The organism is Pseudoalteromonas sp. Bsw20308 (assembly GCF_000310105.2).
Lineage (GTDB): Bacteria > Pseudomonadota > Gammaproteobacteria > Enterobacterales > Alteromonadaceae > Pseudoalteromonas > Pseudoalteromonas fuliginea.
The window spans coordinates 341,424-361,400 of sequence record NZ_CP013138.1 but is presented as its reverse complement, the minus strand read 5'-3'; the positions used below and the strand labels follow the sequence as shown (position 1 = coordinate 361,400).

Sequence of the window (19,977 nt, the reverse complement as noted above, 5' to 3'; positions counted from 1 at the left end):
AAAAATCTCTCATGAAGTTCAGATCAATAGCTTCTACTTAACAACTTTTCGGAGCAGATTTTGATTTTTAAATAAAAACGACTTACTTCTATTCTCAACGTATTTTAGGCGCTTGTCCGTGAAAATCTAAATACAGTTTTTTAAGTTTGTCAGGAACAAGTGGCCAACCTATTTCAATTCCAATGGGAGTGGCCTTGCAAAATAAGTGCTCAACGTAATAAGTGTCTATGTACTCAAGTTCAGCAGGACTTGCAGAGTCTAATTTTAGACTCATATATGACAAGTGCTTTAGAGCGTTGGTGACTTTATTTTCGTTGAATGCAAAAGTTGTTAAGTTTGCAAACTCTTCCATGCGAAAAGTAAGCGCCCAACTTTCGTGTTTATCCATTAGCGGGATCACATCTGGAAACTTACATTGTATATCCTTAATGAATCTTATTATTTCTTGCTTTTCCATATACTCCCTTGCTGCACATAGTTATACAAATGCCATTGTACCAGCTAAAAATAATTTGGTGGGGCACGGACAAAGCCAACTGTTCTTGTCCGCGTTTACGACCTCGTTAACTTAACGTTTTGATAACCATACCCACACCATATAATTTTTTAAATGCCTAAATATTGTTTTTATTTAAGACTTACGCTCAATACGTTAAGTTTTTTTAAGGCCTCAAACGATTTCTTAGTAAGCTTCCAATCGCCCTGCACCACTTCAAAAACCCACTTAAACTATTGCTTATGTTAACTTTTTAAATAATTACGATATAAAAATATCAGTCTTCAGCAACTCTATGGAACAGTTAAACGTATATTAATTTAATATCTTCACATAAAGATACTTGACACAAAGTTAATTCTTACATATCTTTACGTCGAGATTCTTTACAACCCTTTAACTTTAAATTGGAGAACATTATGAAAAACATTATTCAAGTAGCTGGCATTATCGACCGAGAAGAAGCAAATCTAATGCTGGAGTCTGGCATTGAGTGGCTTGGCTTTCCTTTACGCTTACCTTCTGGAAAAGATGATATTTCTGAAACAGATGCAATGAGCATTATTAAAAGCTTAAGTGAGCCTCAAGCCGGTGTGTTGATTAGCTATATGGTAGATGCTGAAGAAGTGAGCGGTTATTGCAGTGAGCTAGGTGTAAAAGCAGTTCAACTACACGGTGATATTAGTGTGGCAGAAATGAAAAAGCTTAGAGAGCTGCGCCCTGATCTTTTCTTATTAAAAAGCCTTGTTGTGAAAGAAGACAATGCTGAAGAGCTGTTAGAAATTGTTGATACCATGGCTGACTTTGTTGACATGTTTATCACTGATACATTTAACCCTAAAACGGGTGCTAAAGGCGCTACTGGTTTAACGCATAACTGGGACGTAAGCGCTGAACTTGTTAGACGATCTCCAAAACCTCTAATGATGGCTGGCGGTTTAACGCCTGAAAATGTAGCTGATGCAATCTATAAGGTTAAACCAGCCGCAGTTGATTCACATACGGGATTAGAAGGTAGCGACGGCAGAAAAGATGCCGCTAAAGTGAAGAAATTCATTCGCGAAGCTGAAAAAGCATTTTCGGAGATCAATGCTTAATATAATTCACTGCCAGATTAACACCCCTAATCTGGCAGACTCAAATAGGGAGAGCGTTATGAATGCAAATCAAGTTATTCAAATATATAAAGAAGACTCACAAATACTCTCAAGTAGTGTGATCGAGTTACCGCAAACAAATAGACTAAAATACCTGCATGCAAAAATGCGTGACAAGGTAGCTAGTAAAAGCCAATTCATTTTTTATGCTGATCAAGTGTTTCGTCTGCTGATTGAAAAAAGCTTAGAATTAGTACCATTTAAAGATCTCGATGTAACTACTCCCGTGGGAGAAACATACAAAGGCAAGCAGTTTGCAGATCCAATATGTGCCGTTTCTGTGGTTCGTGCTGGTGAAAGTATGGAAAATGAGCTGCGTCATATTGACTTAAAAATTCCCATTGGAAAAATTTTAATACAACGCGATGTCGTCACAAAATTGCCAACTCTTTATTATTCAAAACTTCCGGATCATATTGCTAAATGTCGCGTGCTGATATTCGAACCTATGTTGGCGACAGGCGGCTCTGCAATTTGTGCTATTCAGGTGCTTATAGATGCTGGTGTTTTAGAAGAAAATATCATTTTTGTTAATCTTTTGTGCTCCCCTGAGGGGATTCAAAAAGTTACTCAGCAATTTAAAAAAATTCAAATAGTCACGTCTTCAATTGAAGAGTATCTAAATGGAAACGCATTTATGATACCTGGAATTGGCGACTTCGGAGATCGCTACTTCGGTACGACCGATGTGGGGGCCGTATGACAAATAAACAACTAATACTTTGGATGTTAGTTGCTATGATTGCCCCAACAATTTGGGGCAGTACATACATAGTAACGACCGAGCTATTACCGCCAGATATGCCTTTAATAGCGTCAACACTTCGTGCTTTACCTGCTGGTATTTTATTAGTACTGATTGGTCGAAAGCTACCTAAAGGCATCTGGTGGGTGCGTTCTATCGTGCTTGGCATACTTAATATTGGTGGCTTTTTTTACTGTTTATTTGTAGCAGCCTATCTATTACCCGGTGGTGTAGCTGCACTTGTTATGTCGTGCCAACCTATCATAGTCATGATACTTGGTGCGCTACTCTTTAAAGATCCCCTTAATTTAAGGCAATTTATTGCTTGTGCAATTGCGGCTGTTGGAGTCGCGATGTTGGTCTTAGAACCAAATATGAATTTACCTGTTCAAGGTGTTATTGCAGGTTTAATTGGTGCCGCTTCAATGGCCACGGGAATAGTATTAACAAAAAAATGGGGCAAGCCTGCTGACGTTAATTTATATACTTTTACAGGCTGGCAACTCGTTGTAGGTGGATTATTTTTACTCCCGATTGGATTAGTACAAGAAGGCTTACCTAGTAACCTAACAGTAGACAATATAATTGGTTATTCCTACTTAAGTATCATTGGCGCCTTGTTCGCTTATATAGTTTGGTTTAAAGCTATTGAAAAACTGCCAGTTGTTACGGTGTCTTTTATATCGTTTGCAAGTCCAATCTCAGCAACATTATTGGGTTATTTTATTCTTTCGCAAAGGCTAACGATGAGTCAAACATTAGGCGCAGTCATTATTGTATTAGCCATTGTTATATCTCAAGTACAGCTGTTTAAAAAATCAAGTTCCAATTTTAATCTGGAACCATCATTAAACAAAAAAACTAGTTAAAGGAAGTAAACATGGACAACTTATTTACAGAAGCTCGTTTTGGGAAAATCAACGCAAGCAATCGCTTTGTAATGGCACCAATGAGTAGAAACAGGGCAACAGCTGAAGGATTAGCAACGCCTCTTATGGCAACCTATTATGCTCAAAGAGCAACAGCTGGGTTAATTATTTCTGAAGGTATTCAACCTAACCAAGTTGGTCAAGGTTTTATGAATTCCCCAGGGCTACATAATTTACAACATGTGAAAAGCTGGCAGCCCATTACTGAAGCAGTACATAAAAGGGGAGGCAAAATTGTAGCTCAATTGATGCATTCTGGTCGTATTGGGCATCCTGAATTATACCCCAGTGCTCATCAATCAATAGCGCCTTCAGCAATTAAAGCTACCGGAGACGCTTTTACACCAACAGGGCCAAAGAGCTACCCTACACCAAAAGAAATGACATTAGATGAAATTACAGCAACCATTGAAGACTTCGCAAAATCAGCTGAATTAGCGATTCAGGCAGGTTTTGATGGGGTAGAAATACACGCAGGAAATGGTTTTTTACTTCACCAATTTATGGCAAGCAATACAAATAATAGAGCCGATCTATTTGGTGGTAGCGTCAAAAACCGTTTAAGATTTACGCTAAAAGTAGTGGCGGCTGTTACACAAGCTATTGGTGCTAAAAGAGTCGGTATTCGTATTTCTCCCGACAATACTTACAATGACATTATTGAACAAGACAGTGAAGTGCTCTACCAAACTCTTATTAGTCAGTTGCCAACTGATCTGGCGTATTTGCATATTATGGAAGCGGCTAACCGTGAGCACACCCAGCAGATCCGTAACCAATGGTTAGGTAAGCTTATATTAAACCCTCACAAAGCTTGGCAGGATGGCCCTGTAACCCCTGCTATTGCATCAGATGTGTTAAATGAAAATTTATGCGATGGTGTGGCATTAGGGGCACTCTTTTTAGCAAACCCTGATTTGGTAGAACGTACTAAGTTAAATGCTTCTTTTAATAATGTAGATCCCGATACGTTTTATGGTGGCGACGAAACCGGTTATACCGATTATCCTACAATGGTAGATAAAAGTGCATCGCTATCTGAGAAACAAAGTGAATCTATATTAGAGCGTGTTGAGCTTTCGTGATTAATTTTGCACCTGTAGGTTTGGTAGTTAGGCGAGGCAGAGTTTATGTCGTGTGATTATTCCCCATAAATAGGCGATAACGCAGCGTAAGTGCCAAACATCCGTAGCCCTTAGGTTCGTCCTAGGGGCGATTTACTCTTTGCTGCTACATAGATGTAAATAAAAGCCGTGAGTAGGGCGCGGAAGCTTTGCGCGAATTTACCTATTCTTACATAAAGATAAGTTAGTAAGGTGATGCAGGAGCGTTACCAAAGCTACCAAGTTACAAATCTCGCGCCACGATTAAATCGCTCCTCGATTGAACAAATTTTAATCCACAAAGATCAACATGCCCTAGATAGAACAAATTGTGCTCCTGAAAGGCCAACTGGCCTTATTTATAAGTAGAGCTAGAAAGGCCTAAAAGTAATTTTTTAAGTAATACTGCGAGTTGCTGCTGCTCCGACTTATCTAAAGGTGACAATAAAGACTGCCCTTTTGCGATATGCTCCTCTACAACCTGATCAATCAATTGAAAACCTTTCTCTGTTAAAGACACCATAACGCCTCGACGGTCATTAGGATCAGAGCTGCGTGCAACCAAGTCTTTAGCTTCTAGTTTATCGATACGGTTTGTCATTGAGCCTGAGGTTAGCATTAATGTCTGCAATAGTTGATTTGGACTCAATGTAAACGGTTTTCCTGAACGCCTAATTGTCGCTAATACATCAAATTCGCCACCATTGAGGCCAAAACGGCCAAATACAGTTTGTAATTCTTTGCTAAACATTGCATCGGTACGAACGAGTCGGCCCATAACTCCCATAGGCGAAGGGTCTAAATCAGGTCTTTCTTTATTCCACTGGGCTATAACGACGTCAACAAGATCATTTTTCATTATATCTACTACTCTAATTTAAATTGATAAACCAATATAACTCACAACAACCTCTACGACAAGACTCATCACAACAAGTATCTTCACACAAAGATACTTGACATTAAGATTGTATGTATTATCTTTTACCTAACTTTGTTACATGAGAGTTATGTGTAGTACTCATTTTTAACAAGGCAATTCAAAAATTAGTCATCTATAAAATTTTAAATAAAGGAATAGGCATAGAAATGAAACTACATAACCAACTAAATCGAACCGAAAACCTTGAGCAAGATCAGATATCTTTTTTGGGAGAAAGTGATACTCGAACATTGTTTGATTTAATTCAAAAGCAAATTATTGAAACACCTGATGAAACTGCAGTAATTAGTAACCAAGGAGATTGGAGCTATAAAATGCTGGATAAAAAATCAGCTAACATTGCCTCTTTACTCCATCAGCATGGTGCTAAGCAAGGTGAATATGTTGGTTTGTTTGTCGATCCATCGCCTGACTTAATTTTTGGTGTGTGGGGAGCTATTTATGCAGGATGCGGATACCTTCCACTGTCTCCTGAATACCCTGAAAAACGTATTAGCTATATGCTAAAAGACTCTAAAGCGCGCTTAGTTTTAACTCAAGCACATTTAAAAGAGCAAATTACTGCATTGGTTAGCAGCGACATTACTGTGATTTCAATAGATGATGTTGATGATAATACGTCATATTATGCGCCACTATCACAAGATAGCCTTGCTTATATGATTTACACCTCTGGAAGCACAGGTGATCCAAAAGGCGTCATCATTGAACATAGCAGTATTGTTAATCAGCTTCTGTGGCTAAAAGAAGAGCATAGCTTTAGCCAATCAACTCGTATTGTACAAAAAACGCCTTTTAGCTTTGATGCAGCCCAATGGGAGATTTTAGCTAATGCAATCGGTATTTGTGTTGTTACAAGTGAAGTAGGAATGTATCGCGATCCGCTTGCACTTATTGATTTAATCATTGAAAAACAAGTGACCGTTTTGCAATGTGTTCCTACCCTTTTACAAGCCTTGCTTGATTCGCCTTGTATTCAATTGTGCAACTCATTGTCTCACGTGTTCAGTGGGGGTGAAACGCTTACTAAACAGCTCGCCTTGCAATTTTTTGAAACACTGCCTGAAAAAGATCTAATCAATTTATATGGGCCAACAGAATGCACAATAAATTCATCCAGCCATAAAGTAACACCTCATACTTTAGAACAAGCGTTTGATGCAATTACCATTGGTAAGCCTGTAGCCAATACTCACTACTATATACTTGATGAACAGTTAAACTTAGTTGATGAGGGTGAATCTGGTGAGCTTTATATTAGTGGTGTGCAGGTTGCTAGAGGTTATTTAAACCGTAACGATACAACGCTCGAAAGATTTATATCTAACCCTCACAATAGCGAGCCTATGCATAATACGCTCTATCGCAGTGGTGATATTGTAAAACGTGATAAAGAAGGTAACACACACTTTTTAGGTCGCGCCGATAATCAAATTAAATTACGTGGTTACCGTGTTGAGCTTGATGAAATTAGACTTGCCATTGAAAAGCATGATTGGATAAAAAATGCCGCAATGGTTGTAAAAAATGACCAGCGTACCGGTTTTCAAAATCTTATTGCATGCATTGAATTAAATCATCGTGAAGCCGCTTTAATGGATCAAGGCAAGCAGAGTGAACACCATCAATCTAAAAAAAGTAAATTACAAGTTAAAGCACAACTCTCTAATGCTGGATTTAGACAACCACAAGCGCTGTTAAACTTACCCGTATTTAATTTACCAAATAAAAACGCATCAAAAGAGCAAACTGAAACTGTTTTTGCTCGTAAAACTTATCGTTACTTTGATGGTGGAAATGTGTGTGAGCAAGAAATACTTAACTTACTCAAAAAACAAAAATCAGAGATCCCTACACGCCCTGTCAGCGCATTAGAATATGATGAATTTGGTCAAATCATGAGATATTTTGGCCAGTTTAAAAGCAAGCAACGCTTACTGCCCAAGTATGGCTATGCATCTCCAGGCGCCCTGTATGCTACGCAGTTATTTTTAGAAATACATAATTTATTTAATTTAAAATCGGGTATTTATTATTATCACCCTGAACTACATACCCTGCATCTTGTACGCTCATTAGCGCCTGCAAGCACGGTTAAATTAACTTGCCATTTTTTAGGTAAACAATCAGCTATAGAACCTGTATATCAAAATAATATATTAGAAGTTTTAGAAATGGAAACAGGCCATATGCTTGGCTTATTTGATCATATTTTACCTCAGTTTGGCCTTTCAATTGGCGCTGCTAGTTTTGACAATGAATACCAAGATTACTTAGCTGTTCACGAAGATGACGCCTACTTAGGAAGTTTTGATATTAGCCAACATAGCGAAACTGACTCGCTTTCAAATGTTGAGACCTTAGTGCAAATTCAAAATGTAGATGGTTTAAATTCAGGACAATACACCGTTCAAGATAATCAGCTGACACCCCTTTCTGATCAGCTAATTGAAAAGAAAAAAGTGATTGCCATTAATCAGCAAGTCTATGATAGAGCTTCTTTTGGTATTTCTTTACTTAATCATTCTACAACGGCTTGGCGACACTATATTGATTTAGGTCGTAAGTTACAGCAGTTACAAATGAACGACTTAAACATAGGTTTAATGTCTTCTGGTTATAGCTCAAAATCTGGTAATAATTTACCTTCAGCCAATCGTATTGAAGAAATTTTATCTGATGCGAATTGTACAATGAAACCATTTTATTTTTGCATTGGTGGAAAAATTACAGATGAGCAAAAGCGCAGTGAAGGTATGAAAGAAGACGCTATACATATGCGTGGCCCCCTTGAAATATTGAATCATGATTTACAAAATTCGCTACCTAGCTATATGGTACCTAATAAAATTATAACTTTTGCTGAATTCCCACAAACAGCGAATGGGAAAGTCGATTATCTCGCTCTAAAAAATTCAGAGAAACTTAATAATATTGAAAATAAGGCAGCCTACATTGAGCCTCGAAATAAATTAGAAGAGAAAATAGCTGATATTTGGCTCCATGTGATGAAATGGGACAAAGTATCAGTCCAAGATAATTTTTTTGAAAGTGGTGGAAACTCTTTAACAGCCGTTACATTTATGAATACTTTAAATAAAGAGTTGAGCATTAGTATCCCAATGCAAGCTATCTTTCAAGCCCCCACTATTGAAGCACTTGCTCTTTATATTAAGCAAAACGATAACAGCTCACATAGTCGGTTGATTAATTTAAATAACTCTACACAAAAATCGCGAATTTTCTGCTGGCCTGGTTTAGGTGGGTATCCAATGAGCTTAAAACCTTTAGCTGAAAAAGTGGCCGATGAAGCGACGTTTATTGCAGTGCAAGCGCATGGCCTTAATTGTGATGAAGTTCCTTACGATACAATACAAGAAATGGCAGAAGCTGATATCAAGCTAATCAAAAATGAGCAACCAACGGGTCCTTATACGTTATGGGGATACTCTTTTGGGGCGCGTGTTGCATTTGAAGTGGCCCATCAACTTGAAGCAAGTGGCGAGACCGTGGAAGCACTTTATCTCATTGCACCTGGCTCACCTAATCTACCTCAGTATTCACAAAAAGAGCAGACACCTTGTTTTACTTCTCCTGCATTTGTCACCATTTTATTTTCAGTGTTCTTTCAAAAAATACAAGGCCCGGTATTAGAACAATGTTTATCGGCAGTGACTAATAAACAACAGTTTATTGACTTTGTATGTATGAATCATCGCACTTTGAATCGAGATGTTGTCAGTAAAATCATAGAAGTAGTCATGCGCACTTATGAGTTTAAATATACATTCACAGAGTTGCTTGAACGCCAAGTAAAAGCACCAAAAGTGATATTTAAAGCACAAGGAGATGATTATTCATTTATTGAAAACATTCCTGAGTACAACGAAAAAGAAGCGATAACACAACACTTACAAGCAGATCATTACGCATTATTAAAACATCAAGGTGTTGATGAGCTGTTTAATTGCATTGTGCAATCTCAAGGTTCTTACGAGAGCCATCGTTCATTATTAATAGCGTAAGGACGCAACATGCCGCATATCAACATACATTATTTTGATTCTCACGTATCCAGTTCTACCAAGAATAGGCTCGTGAAAAAAATTTCGGCACTGATAAGTAAAGAGTTTAAATGCAATAACGACTTTATTTCAATCGCACTGCATGCAGAGCAACCGAAAAATTGGCGACAACGTGTTTATAACAAACATATTATTCAGCAAAAATATAAATTAATTAAAAAACCAAGTTATTAGAGGAAAAATAAAATGAACAATACAAAGATAAATCTTGTTATTAAGCCTGAAATTAAACGGGCTCTTGAGTTAGGGCTTGCGGTCGTGGCACTTGAGTCTAATGTTATAACGCATGGCTTAGATTACCCTGAAAATAAACACACCGCGTTACAAGTAGAAGCAGCAGTTCGTGAATCGGGGGCAATCCCTGCAACCATTGGAGTCGCTAATGGTAAATTACTAATTGGCATGGATGAAAGTGAGATTGAGTTATTTGCAACAACCGCAAATATACCTAAAGTCAGCACGCGTGACTTACCCGTTGTATTAGCGACTAAGCAATTGGGTGCAACCACCGTTGCCTCATCTATTATTGCAGCTGAGTTAGCAGGAATATGCTTTTTTGCATCTGCCGGCATTGGTGGCGTTCATAGAGGAGCAAACAATACGATGGATATTTCTTCAGATCTTATGCAATTTACACGTTCACGGGTTGCCGTTGTATGTGCTGGTGCAAAAAACATACTCGATCTAGGTTTAACACTTGAATACTTAGAGACCCACAATGTCCCTATTATATCTTATCAATTTGATGATTTCCCTGCATTTTACTGTCGCTCAAGTGGCTATAAAGCACCACAACGGATAGATGATGCATCTATTTTAGCCGACATAATTGAAACCCAATGGCTGCTTGATAATAAGCGCAGTGTATTAATTACAACACCCACTAAGCTCGAAGATGCCATTGATAGTGATGATGTTAATGATGCTATCAACGCGGCAATTAGCTCGGCTCAAGCGCAAGGGATCAGTGGAAATAAAGTCACTAAGTACATTATGAAAGCAATTGATGAAGTAACTAAAGGGCGTTCAGCTAAAGCTAACAGTGCCGTTTTGATCAATACAGCGCGTGTTGCAGGGCATTTAGCTGTTGCCCATGCAAAGCAATCTAGTAATAAAAGAGAAGTAGCGTAAAAATAATGGGTGAAGTTTATTGACAAATTTTTTTAATTATATATCTTTATATAAAGATACTTTACATAAACAAACTTCACCCAAGCATATTACCTACTAGATGCACACAAGGAGCTAATTATGAATTTCATTCCATGGATTACAACGACAGGCATACTAGCAATTTTAATAGCGGGCAGCTTTGCAGTTAAAAGTAACATCATTGATGCGCGCAGCAATATAGGCAATGAACAATCGGCTAATGTCGAAGCTATGTATGTAGAAAAAGTTGCTCATCAGTCACATATAGATATTAGCGGTATCGTAAAAGCCCCTAAAACATTATCGTTAATTAATGAATCAGCAGGTAAAGTTACAAAACTCTATTTGCAATCTGGCGGTATTACTTATGCAGGCGATACGTTACTCGAAATAGAACACGAGGAGGAAAAAGCACAACTGCAAATAGCTAAATCACGCTTTGAACTACAAAACACCACCGTAAAGAGATATAAAAGCCTTTATAATTCAAATAAATTGAGCGCTCAGCAATTAGATGAATCAACGGCTTTACTTGCTCAATACCAAGCAGAAATAAATCTACTCTCAGCTAAAATTGCTAAAAAAGTGATTACAGCACCATTTACAGCCCGCGTTGGTATACATGACTTGCAAGTCGGTCAGTTTTTACCTGCTAATACAAATCTAACTCAGCTCATTGGTATTGAAAAATATATGTGGGTCGATTTTTCTCTCCCGCAAACCTATACAGAGCTAGCAATTAATACGCCGGTAGTATTAACGCTACTTGATGACACACAGACAGAAATAATTGCACAAGTAGCTTCTGTTGCACCAGAAATGTCAAAACACTCAAGACAGCTGAAATACCGTGCAAAAATTACATTAGGAAATACTAAACTAAATTCAAATCAACTCGTTAAAATTAAGGTACCTATTGGCAACAAAAAAGAGGTTGTTGCGATCCCATATTTAGCAGTTATTAAAGGCAAATTAGGGAACTATGTATATTTATTAAATAAAGACGAGGAAGGAAAAACATACGCTAAGCGTACACAAGTTGAATTAGGCGAACGTATTGGGGATCTCGTTATGATCACCAATGGCTTAACCTCAGGCGCATTAATCGCAAGTCATGGAGCATTTAAATTGCGTGACGGTTTAAGAGCATACTTGCTTAATTCAGAGCGTACTGTAGCTATGGAAGATACGTTATCTCCTAAGGTATCATTATGAAAAACAATCATTTTATGGATCGATTCATAACACAACCAACACTTGCAATCGTTTTATCCGCCATTATTTGTATTGCTGGGATTTGGTCAGTGCTTAAGGTGACTGTGCTACAGTTTCCAAAAATTGAAAGTTCATCTTTAGTTATTTCAACTAACTACGTAGGCGCATCAGCTGAAACAGTTAAAGGTTTTATTACAGAACCAATTGAACGTATTTCTGCTACGGTTCCAGGTGTTGATTATGTTGAATCAGTCACAATTGCAGGGAATAGCACTGTAACAGCTTACTTAAATTTAAACGAAGATAGTACTCGGGCTTTATCACAGCTTACTGCTCGTCTTAGCCAAGTTAAATATATGCTCCCGAATGATACTGAGGATCCCATTGTTAGCGTTAAGCGCACCGATCGACCTCATGCGCTATTTTATTTAAATATAGAGCATCAGGGCGAATCACTTACACAACTAACCGACTTTTTATCAAGGCAAGTGACTCCTATAATTACAGATATTGAGGGTGTTCAAAGAGTCGAAATTGAAGGCAGTAGAACGCCTGCGATGCGCGTGCATTTAAATTCTGCAAAGTTAGAAGCATTTGATCTTAGCGCTGACGATATTTACTCCGCGTTGGCTGCAAATAATACAATAGCTACGCTAGGTTATATAGAAACTAATAAACAAAAAATTGATCTGGTCGCTAATACACAATTGAAAAGTATCGATGAATTTAAGCAGTTAATTGTAAAACGTATAGATAATGATGTTATATATCTGAGAGATGTAGCCCATATTGAACTTGGCTCTGAGCAGCCAACGGTAAGTGCTCGCTTAAATCAGCATGATACTGTTTATATTTCAGTTTGGCCGCAGCCAGGTGCAAATGAAATTGAAGTTGGTGACGCACTTTACGCATTAACCGATAAAATTAATAAGACTTTACCGGATGGTATCAGCATTGGTTATGCCTATGATGGTACTTTATATATGCGCGATGCATTAAATGAGATTTTTAAAACACTTATTGAGACGGTTATTCTAGTAGGCGTTGTTGTTCTCTTTATGATGGGTTCATTTAGAAGCTCAGCGGTACCTTTAGTGACTATTCCTATTTCAATATTAGGTGCTATTGCCGCAATGTATGTCGTCGGTTTTTCGTTAAACTTACTAACCGTGCTCGCTATTGTTCTCTCTGTTGGCTTGGTGGTTGATGATGCGATTGTTGTTGTAGAAAATGTTTCACGTCATATTCGTGCAGGAAAATCTAAAATTGACGCTGCGCTCACAAGCTCCAAAGAGCTGTTTGTACCAATTGTATCAATGACTCTCACACTAACAATGGTGTATTTACCGATTGGCTTTCTGTCTGGACTTACCGGCGTATTATTTAAAGAATTTGCTTTTACCCTAGCAATATCAGTGCTTATATCAGGCATTGTTGCCCTCACACTTTCACCAATAATGAGCGCTTATGTTATCCCTGCTGAAGGGCAAGAAACTAAATTAACAAAAAAAGTAAACTGGGTATTTGATCAGCTAAGAAATAAATATGCGTTGTTACTTACACTTTTATTGTCGTGGCGAAATCAAGTGATTGTCGCTGCAATTGCGTTAAGCCTTATGATAATACCATTTTACCAAGGTACACAAAAAGAGCTTGCGCCAGTTGAGGATCAAAGCAGCATATTTGTACTTGTACAATCCCCCCCTGAGTCATCGTTAACTTATAATGAAGATAACATTCGTGGCATGGTTGATAGCTTATTAGAAATACCCGGCACAACTCAAATGTGGCAGAACATTTTTACCAATAGTGCTTTTGGCGGTATTGAATTTATAAGTGCTAGCGAACGAGATTACACTACTAAATCAATTTTTCCTGAGGTTTATGGACGCTTGGCTAAAACCCCTGGAGTCAACCCGTTGCCCATTCTTCCAGCGCCACTTCCTACTGCGGGCCAATTCGATGTAGAAATGGTCGTTAAGTCCAGCGATAGTTTTGAAATAATGCAAAGCTATGCGGGGCAACTTATAGGTAAAGCATTTGCTAGTGGGCACTTTTTATACGCAGACACTGATTTAAAAATCGATTTACCCCAAATACAATTACAATTAAAGCGCGATAAAATTGCCGATTTAGGAATGGATCTCGCTTATGTCAATCAGCAACTGAGTGTTCTTTTATCAAATAATTACGTTAATCGATTTGATGCGCAAGGAAAAGCTTATCAGGTAATCCCTGTTATTGACCGAAATGTAAAGTCAGATCCTGGAAAACTACTAAGCTTAAACATTAAATCAATTAATGGAACCAGCGTGCCATTATCTGCAATAGCTGAAGTTAAATGGGCAACAGTTCCTAGACAATTAAATAGCTTTGGACAGCAAAATGCCTTTCGCATATTTGGAGCCGTATTACCTAACTCCACAAAAGAAGAGGCACTTTCAGCATTAGAAAATGCCGCAAAAGAATTACTCCCCCCTTCATACACTGTTGATTATGCCGGAGAGTCTAGACAAATAAGACAACAAGGTAATAGTTTATTAGGCGTTATGCTAATTTCACTGGTCATTGTTTACTTACTGCTTAGTATCCAATTTAATAGCTTTCGAGACCCTCTAGTTGTGTTAATTGGGAGTGTACCTTTGGCAATGGCTGGCGCGTTGATGCTGTCGTATTTTGAATTAACGACTATCAATATTTATTCTCAAATCGGTTTAATCACACTCATTGGTCTGATTGCAAAAAACGGTATCTTAATTGTCGAATTTGCAAATCACCTACAAGAGCAAGGTAAAAGCCGCATAGAAGCCGTAATTGAATCTGCATCAACTAGATTAAGGCCTATTTTAATGACCACTGCTGCCACTGTTCTTGGGCACTTCCCATTATTAATGGTATCTGGAGCTGGGGCTGAAGCCCGAAATAGTATTGGCATTATATTAGTAGCAGGGATGCTTATAGGAACCCTTTTTACTCTTTTTGTATTGCCTGCTTTTTACGTAAAACTGGCTTCAAAACGAGTGCCTAAAGAAGTAAATAAAAGTAACCTTTGCAGTTCAAATGAAAAATCATCTTTTGCTATTAGTTAAGGTCTGTGACCTCTCAAGATTAAAGTTTGTTCTATCTAGGGGAAATTTAATCCCGGCGCGAGATTTATAACATAGCCAGCTCGGTAACAGCTCCTGCGTTACCTTGTTGGCTTACATGCAAACATGCTGTTGAAAATTCAACGACCAAAGATCAACACGCTCTAATAAGCTAAAGCTCTTATCGCGATAAATTATGTAATATCTGCAGCGTATAAAAAACTTTGTTTCATACAAAAAAACCTGACAGCAGTTACTTCGTTCAAATAAACAACACATTGTATAATTATTACTTTATACATTGCTCACTTTTAAATCGCTGTTTCATATTCATGACAGTTAGTCACTAAACCACTACAACTAATTCATTCTAAAACCAGCTCAAAACATGAAAAATTTAGTCAAAAACTATATTCTTCGGCGCAATTATTATTACAAATAATGGATGAGCACACACATGACAACACCTCAAGGTGCAACGCTTTCAAATGCACCAATAAATAACACACACTCTTCTACCTCAAAATGGAACCAACACGATACACAATGGACGCTAAGTCTATTTGGCACGGCCGTTGGTGCGGGTATTTTATTTTTACCTATTAATATTGGTATTGGCGGTTTTTGGCCATTAATTATTATGGCGTGTTTAGCATTCCCAATGACCTTTTGTGCCCACCGAGGCTTAGCACGCTTTGTACTTTCATCGAAAAATAAAGATGCCGACTTTACCGATGTAGTTGAAGAGCACTTTGGTGTGACTGCAGGTCGGTTAATCTCCTTGTTGTACTTTTTATCTATATTCCCAATTTTGCTTATTTACGGTGTGGGCTTAACCAATACTGTTGATAGCTTTATGGTTAATCAAATGGGGTTAGAGTCGCCATCTCGCGTATTACTTTCGGGTGTATTAGTTGCAGGTATGATTAGCTTAATGATGGGCGGCGAGCGCTTAATGCTACGTGCCTTTGCTATTTTAGTTTATCCGCTTGTGGGTATATTATTGTTTTTATCACTTTATTTAATCCCAAGCTGGCAAGTGCCAGATATGAGCATGCCTGAAATGGGCAGCTTTGGAAAAACGTTGTGGTTATCGATCCCTATTATTGTGTTTTCGTTTAGCCACGCAGCGGCTATCTCAAGCTTTGTAAACGTGCAACGCGGTCACTACGGTGAACAAGCTACACATAAATCTGAGGCGATTTTAAAGCGTACTAGCTTACTACTTATTACCTTTGTACTGTTATTTGTGTTCTCTTGCGTGCTGTCGCTTACAGGCGAGCAAATGGCCGCTGCTAAAGCGGCTAACGTATCGGTTCTCTCCTATCTTGCTAACATTACTGATAACTCGTTTATTGCCACACTTGGGCCGCTTGTTGCCTTTATTGCTATTACATCGTCGTTTTTGGGTCACTTTTTAGGGGCACGTGAGAGCTTTACGGGTTTAGTAACTAAGCAAACAAACTTAAGCGCAAAAGTGGCCGATAAAATTGGTGTGTTAATTATGTTTTTAGCTATTTGGTTTTGCGCTGTTAAAAACCCAAGTATTTTAGACATGATGGATCAGTTATCGGGCCCTATCATTGCGATGATTTTATTCATCATGCCAATGATTGCAGTTTATAAAGTGCCTGCACTTCATAAATACCGTAACCGTTTAAGCACGCTATTTATATTAGCGGTTGGCTCACTTGCTGTATTTGCACTTATTTACAGCATGATTAATTAATACGCTATGTACACAAAAGCCCAGCTAAGTTAATTAGCTGGGCTTTTTTGTTTGTACGGTTTGTCTCAAATTATTTTTTTATAGTGTGGGTTCTGGCATGTTAAGTATAAATTAGCCTAAAAATAGCCCAACTATGCAATACAATAAATTATTACTAATAAGCGCATGTTTGCTCGCAACACTATTTGTAAGCCCTTTAGTTCAAGCTTCAGAATCCCCAACAATTTTATCAATGAAAGAGCGCGCTGCGTTTATTAATAAAATAACTGAGCTTAGGGTTAACACCTTAATGCCCTCGTTAATGAAGCAGCACAACACTGATATGTGGCTTCTTATAAGCCGCGAATACAATGAAGATCCAATATTAAAAACAATGCTGCCTGCAACATGGCTTTCAGCAAGACGCACCACTATTTTGCTATTTGCGCTTAATAAACAAGGTGGTGTTGATGCTTACGCTATTGCGCCTTATAAAATAGGTAATGTATTTAAAAAAGGCTGGGATAAGCAAACACAACCTAGCCAGTGGCAGGCACTCAATACGCTTATTGAGCAATACAAACCTCGCAACATTGCGCTCAATACTTCTACCGACTGGGCACATGCCGATGGCCTTGTGCTAGGCGATTACAAAACCTTAATGGCTAACTTGCCCGCCAATTATCACAATAAAATAATTTCTGCAGAGCCGCTTGCTGTCGCGTGGTTAGAGCAACGCATTCCTGAAGAAGTTGAAATGTATAAACACATTGTGGCTATTGCCCATCATATTATTGCAGAGGGGTTTTCGGGTAAAACAATTACGGTGGGTAAAACAACTAGCGATGACTTGGTATGGTGGTTTAGAGAGCGCGTAAAAGAGCTAAAACTACAAACATGGTTTCACCCAAGCGTTGCTATTCAGCGCGCCGATGCGAAGTCGTTTAATCATGAAGAAAGCTTTACCAATGGCTACGATGATAACGTTATACAAACCGGCGATTTACTTCATGTCGATTTTGGTATTACTTATTTACGCTTAAATACCGACACGCAGCAGCATGCGTATGTGCTCAAAGAAAACGAAACGAGTGCGCCTAGTTACTTAGTTGAAGCACTAAAAAGCGGTAATAAACTACAAGATATATTTACCAATCAATTTGCGGTAGGAAAAACAGGTAATGAAGTGTTAGCTGCAGCACGAAAAGCCGCTATTGCTCAGGGATTAAAGCCCACTATTTATACTCACCCTCTTGGCTATCATGGTCACGCTGCTGGTACTACATTAGGTATGTGGGATTCTCAGCAAGGTGTACCAGGAGATGGTGACTATCCGCTGCATTTAAATACGGCTTACTCTATTGAGCTCAACAATGCGGTGTTTATAAAACAGTGGAACAAAGAAATAAGAATAATGCTAGAAGAGGACGCTATTTTTGATAAAAGCGGTGTCTGGTATTTAAATGGCCGACAAACACAATTATTGCTTGTAAAATAAAGCAAAAAAAATGGCGCTCACTGAGCGCCATTTTTAATTTAATTCGTTGCTATTATTCTGTATCTGGCAGGTTACGGCCATAGAATATTTCTTGCATTTCACGGGTCAGTTTTGAGCGAATTTCGTCTTCTTCGCCCTCTGATAAATCTGCCGTAGAAAGGCCGAATAAATAGGTATTTAAGTCGGTTTCTTTTAACATCATTTTGGTATGGAACAGGTTTTCTTGATACACGTTCACGTCCATCATTTGGTACGCTTCTTTAGTATCTTCTGTCATGAAGTTTTGAATCGAGCTAATAGCATGATCAATGTAGTGCTTAACGCCATTTATGTCGCGGGTAAAACCACGAACGCGGTAGTCAATTGTTACCACGTCTGACTCAAGGCTATGAATTAAGAAGTTTAACGCTTTAAGTGGCGAAATAATGCCACAAGTAGACACTTCAATATCAGCACGGAATGTACAAATACCATCATCAGGGTGAGCTTCTGGGTATGTGTGTACACAAATATGGCTTTTATCTAGGTGCGCAACAACTGAATCAGGTAATGGACCTGGCGCTTCGTCAGCATCGTAATTTTGCTGCTCTTCTACTGGTTCTTCTGAAACCAAAATAGTTACACTAGCGCCTTGTGGTTCATAGTCTTGGCGCGCTACATTTAAAATGTTAGCGCCAATTATATCAACAACTTCACCTAAAATGTCGGTTAGTCTATCTGCACTATACTGCTCATCGATATATTCAATATATTCTTTACGTTGTTGCTCGGTCTTTGCGTAGCAAATATCGTAAATACTAAAGCTTAAACTTTTGGTTAAATTGTTAAAGCCATGAAGTTTAAGTTTATCGAAGGGTTTGTTCATAATAAACCAACCTATAAATTAGTGAACTCTGCACCTGCAGAATGAAAAGTTCGCGGATTTTATACGAATTTTCCTTATGGAAAAAGCGTTATTTTGCTTGATCTTGCACAACTTCGTGGCTATGCGTAATTTCTACTGTTTTATCAAGCATTAATGCAACCGAACAATACTTTTCAGCAGAGAGGGAAACGGCGCGTGCAAGGTGTTTTTCAGACACATTATTACCTTTAACAACAAAGTGTAAATTGATTTTAGTAAATACGCGTGGGGCTGTTTCGGCACGCTCTGAAGTAAGTTGAACCTGCACGTCTGAAAAATCTTGTTTGGCTTTCTTTAAAATACTGACAACATCGACTGATGAACAACAGCCAACCGACATTAAAACCATTTCCATAGGGCTTGGCGCGGCACTATCGCTACCGGCGTCAAAAACAACATTATGATTAGAATTAGAACGACCGATAAACGTATCGCCCTCAACCCATTTTACATTTGCTTGCATGTGCTTATCTCAAAAAATATTTTCTTGATTGTAAGCAACTTAGCCGCAGTTGCAAATGAAAATGTACTAGGCGGCTATATAAGCAATTGATTAATACTGTTGCGAGACTGCATTATCGAATAAGTTTTTAACTAAACCAGCAAATTCATCTATAAATGCATGCTGCTCAACCGTGACAGGCTGTGTGGTGATACTACTGAGGACTTCTTCTAAATCGTAAACTATGCCGTCAACTTCGCGTACAATTAAGCTACGCTGCTCTGTATTAAGCTCTGTGTGCTGCTCACAAATAAGCATAACATTTTGCGCAATGACGTCTTCAATTAATTCCATTACTGTTGGGGCACCTGGTTTTATCTCGCCTGGCTTCTCAAACAATGCTAAATTTTGAGTTAGATACATGATCAAATCATCGTACCCTTGCCTATCTAAAACCATTTTTTATACCACCTTAAAATAATTAATTGCCATGATTTAATCAGAAAGCGACGCG

The 19,977-nt window shown here is 38.3% G+C and carries 16 protein-coding genes; 11 read left to right on the top strand and 5 right to left on the bottom strand.

Going from position 1 to position 19,977, the window contains the following annotated elements; genetic code table 11:
- Positions 1-94: 94 nt before the first annotated feature.
- A complete protein-coding gene (locus D172_RS01500) occupies positions 95-457 on the bottom strand; it encodes a DUF7674 family protein (RefSeq protein WP_007376280.1) in 363 nt (120 codons plus the stop codon).
- 458 nt (positions 458-915) lie between these two features.
- On the opposite strand from D172_RS01500, the gene D172_RS01495 reads away from it, so the two are divergent.
- From D172_RS01495 to D172_RS01480, 4 genes are read left to right on the top strand one after another with little or no spacing between them, the layout of a single operon-like run.
- Positions 916-1,593: a phosphoribosylanthranilate isomerase gene (locus D172_RS01495; protein WP_007376279.1), complete on the top strand. Its 678-nt coding sequence runs from the start codon at positions 916-918 to the stop codon at positions 1,591-1,593.
- Between the two features lie 58 nt (positions 1,594-1,651).
- Positions 1,652-2,356, top strand: coding sequence for a uracil phosphoribosyltransferase (gene upp, locus D172_RS01490; RefSeq protein ID WP_232224803.1), 705 nt, complete (start codon positions 1,652-1,654; stop codon positions 2,354-2,356).
- Positions 2,353-3,267 (top strand): EamA family transporter, encoded by a 915-nt coding sequence (locus tag D172_RS01485; protein ID WP_007376277.1) that lies wholly within the window; start codon positions 2,353-2,355, stop codon positions 3,265-3,267. Before upp ends, D172_RS01485 begins: the two co-directional genes overlap by 4 nt.
- A gap of 11 nt (positions 3,268-3,278) precedes the next feature.
- A complete protein-coding gene (locus D172_RS01480) occupies positions 3,279-4,412 on the top strand; it encodes an alkene reductase (RefSeq protein ID WP_007376276.1) in 1,134 nt (377 codons plus the stop codon).
- 373 nt (positions 4,413-4,785) lie between these two features.
- Here the strand turns inward: D172_RS01480 and D172_RS01475 are convergent, their stop codons facing one another.
- Positions 4,786-5,289 carry a MarR family winged helix-turn-helix transcriptional regulator gene (locus D172_RS01475; protein ID WP_007376275.1) on the bottom strand — a complete coding sequence of 168 codons (504 nt, stop codon included), beginning with the start codon at positions 5,287-5,289 and terminating at the stop codon, positions 4,786-4,788.
- Between the two features lie 230 nt (positions 5,290-5,519).
- Between D172_RS01475 and D172_RS01470 the strand changes: the two genes are divergently transcribed.
- The 7 genes from D172_RS01470 (at position 5,520) to D172_RS01445 (ending at position 18,117) form a co-directional block, all read left to right on the top strand.
- On the top strand, positions 5,520-9,398 hold the full coding sequence (locus D172_RS01470; protein WP_007376274.1) for an amino acid adenylation domain-containing protein: 3,879 nt from the start codon (positions 5,520-5,522) through the stop codon (positions 9,396-9,398).
- A 72-nt stretch (positions 9,399-9,470) separates the two neighbouring features.
- Complete coding sequence (locus D172_RS21425; protein ID WP_007376273.1) at positions 9,471-9,632, top strand: hypothetical protein; 162 nt, start codon at positions 9,471-9,473, stop codon at positions 9,630-9,632.
- 12 nt (positions 9,633-9,644) lie between these two features.
- Positions 9,645-10,589: a pseudouridine-5'-phosphate glycosidase gene (locus tag D172_RS01465; protein ID WP_007376272.1), complete on the top strand. Its 945-nt coding sequence runs from the start codon at positions 9,645-9,647 to the stop codon at positions 10,587-10,589.
- A 120-nt stretch (positions 10,590-10,709) separates the two neighbouring features.
- Positions 10,710-11,825, top strand: coding sequence for an efflux RND transporter periplasmic adaptor subunit (locus tag D172_RS01460; RefSeq protein ID WP_007376271.1), 1,116 nt, complete (start codon positions 10,710-10,712; stop codon positions 11,823-11,825).
- On the top strand, positions 11,822-14,914 hold the full coding sequence (locus D172_RS01455) for an efflux RND transporter permease subunit (RefSeq protein WP_058230521.1): 3,093 nt from the start codon (positions 11,822-11,824) through the stop codon (positions 14,912-14,914). Before D172_RS01460 ends, D172_RS01455 begins: the two co-directional genes overlap by 4 nt.
- 454 nt (positions 14,915-15,368) lie before the next feature.
- Positions 15,369-16,640, top strand: a complete 1,272-nt coding sequence (locus tag D172_RS01450) for an aromatic amino acid transport family protein (protein WP_007376268.1) — start codon at positions 15,369-15,371, stop codon at positions 16,638-16,640.
- 133 nt (positions 16,641-16,773) lie between these two features.
- Complete coding sequence (locus D172_RS01445; RefSeq protein ID WP_007376267.1) at positions 16,774-18,117, top strand: M24 family metallopeptidase; 1,344 nt, start codon at positions 16,774-16,776, stop codon at positions 18,115-18,117.
- Positions 18,118-18,169: 52 nt separating this feature from the next.
- Here the strand turns inward: D172_RS01445 and speD are convergent, their stop codons facing one another.
- The 3 genes from speD to D172_RS01430 form a co-directional block, all read right to left on the bottom strand.
- Positions 18,170-18,982: an adenosylmethionine decarboxylase gene (gene speD / locus D172_RS01440; RefSeq protein ID WP_007376266.1), complete on the bottom strand. Its 813-nt coding sequence runs from the start codon at positions 18,980-18,982 to the stop codon at positions 18,170-18,172.
- Between the two features lie 88 nt (positions 18,983-19,070).
- Positions 19,071-19,484, bottom strand: a complete 414-nt coding sequence (locus D172_RS01435) for an OsmC family protein (RefSeq protein WP_007376265.1) — start codon at positions 19,482-19,484, stop codon at positions 19,071-19,073.
- A gap of 90 nt (positions 19,485-19,574) precedes the next feature.
- Positions 19,575-19,922 carry a DUF3802 family protein gene (locus D172_RS01430; RefSeq protein ID WP_007376264.1) on the bottom strand — a complete coding sequence of 116 codons (348 nt, stop codon included), beginning with the start codon at positions 19,920-19,922 and terminating at the stop codon, positions 19,575-19,577.
- Between the last annotated feature and the right edge of the window lie 55 nt (positions 19,923-19,977).

Excerpts from the sequence above, each read along its gene's own strand:
- D172_RS01450 (WP_007376268.1), top strand. The coding sequence starts at position 15,369 with ATGACAACACCTCAAGGTGCAACGCTTTCAAATGCACCAATAAATAAC.
- speD (WP_007376266.1), bottom strand. The coding sequence starts at position 18,982 with ATGAACAAACCCTTCGATAAACTTAAACTTCATGGCTTTAACAATTTA.
- upp (WP_232224803.1), top strand. The coding sequence starts at position 1,652 with ATGAATGCAAATCAAGTTATTCAAATATATAAAGAAGACTCACAAATA.
- D172_RS01475 (WP_007376275.1), bottom strand. The coding sequence starts at position 5,289 with ATGAAAAATGATCTTGTTGACGTCGTTATAGCCCAGTGGAATAAAGAA.
- D172_RS01460 (WP_007376271.1), top strand. The coding sequence starts at position 10,710 with ATGAATTTCATTCCATGGATTACAACGACAGGCATACTAGCAATTTTA.
- D172_RS01435 (WP_007376265.1), bottom strand. The coding sequence starts at position 19,484 with ATGCAAGCAAATGTAAAATGGGTTGAGGGCGATACGTTTATCGGTCGT.
- D172_RS01480 (WP_007376276.1), top strand. The coding sequence starts at position 3,279 with ATGGACAACTTATTTACAGAAGCTCGTTTTGGGAAAATCAACGCAAGC.
- D172_RS01430 (WP_007376264.1), bottom strand. The coding sequence starts at position 19,922 with ATGGTTTTAGATAGGCAAGGGTACGATGATTTGATCATGTATCTAACT.
- D172_RS01485 (WP_007376277.1), top strand. The coding sequence starts at position 2,353 with ATGACAAATAAACAACTAATACTTTGGATGTTAGTTGCTATGATTGCC.
- D172_RS01455 (WP_058230521.1), top strand. The coding sequence starts at position 11,822 with ATGAAAAACAATCATTTTATGGATCGATTCATAACACAACCAACACTT.
- D172_RS01500 (WP_007376280.1), bottom strand. The coding sequence starts at position 457 with ATGGAAAAGCAAGAAATAATAAGATTCATTAAGGATATACAATGTAAG.
- D172_RS01445 (WP_007376267.1), top strand. The coding sequence starts at position 16,774 with ATGCAATACAATAAATTATTACTAATAAGCGCATGTTTGCTCGCAACA.
- D172_RS01470 (WP_007376274.1), top strand. The coding sequence starts at position 5,520 with ATGAAACTACATAACCAACTAAATCGAACCGAAAACCTTGAGCAAGAT.
- D172_RS01465 (WP_007376272.1), top strand. The coding sequence starts at position 9,645 with ATGAACAATACAAAGATAAATCTTGTTATTAAGCCTGAAATTAAACGG.
- D172_RS01495 (WP_007376279.1), top strand. The coding sequence starts at position 916 with ATGAAAAACATTATTCAAGTAGCTGGCATTATCGACCGAGAAGAAGCA.